The organism is Halobellus sp. Atlit-38R (assembly GCF_003665925.1).
In the GTDB taxonomy this organism is placed as follows: domain Archaea; phylum Halobacteriota; class Halobacteria; order Halobacteriales; family Haloferacaceae; genus Haloquadratum; species Haloquadratum inordinatus.
The window spans coordinates 1-633 of sequence record NZ_QXIJ01000113.1; the positions used below are offsets into that span (position 1 = coordinate 1).

Sequence of the window (633 nt, forward strand, 5' to 3'; positions counted from 1 at the left end):
GCCCTCGACTGGTCGTACCCGAACACGCTCGAACACGGCGAACGCGCGGTCGACGCGCTCAAAGACACCGGCCTGCGCGCGGTGTACACCTACGGCCCGCCGGGCGGCGACTCGGCGAAGTGGTGGTACGAGAGCGACGTGGGCCTCCCCGAGGAGAACATCCGCACCCTCCACGAGGAGAAGATCCGCGACGACAACCTGCTCAGCCTCGCGCTCGGGCTCCGCGGCCCCGACTTCTGTACCGACGAGACCGCCCGCGGCGACCTCGAACTCGCCCGCGACCTCGGCGTCCTCTCGACGATCCACATGGGCGCGGCGCTGTGGCCGTCCTCGGAGTACGGCGGCGACTACCAGGGCTTCGGCTGTACCGAGGACATGCTCGGCCCCGATGTCAACGTCGCCCACGGGAACCACTTCTCGCAGGAGGACATCGACCACGCCGTCGAACAGGGCGTCTCCTTCTCGTCGACGCCGGAGGTCGAGATGCAGATGGGCCACGGCATCCCCGTCACCGGGAAGGTGCTCGAAGCGGGCGGCCGCCCGACGTGGGGCGTGGACGTCTGCTCGAACGTCAGCGGCGACATGGGGAGTCAGATGCGGATCGGGATGCAGCTCCAGCGCATGTTCGACAAC

The 633-nt window shown here is 68.9% G+C and carries 1 protein-coding gene; it reads left to right on the forward strand.

Annotation, left to right across the window (positions count from 1 at the left end; translation table 11 throughout):
- On the forward strand, positions 1 to 633 hold a 633-nt coding region (locus D3D02_RS18385), incomplete at both ends, for an amidohydrolase family protein (RefSeq protein ID WP_147435718.1).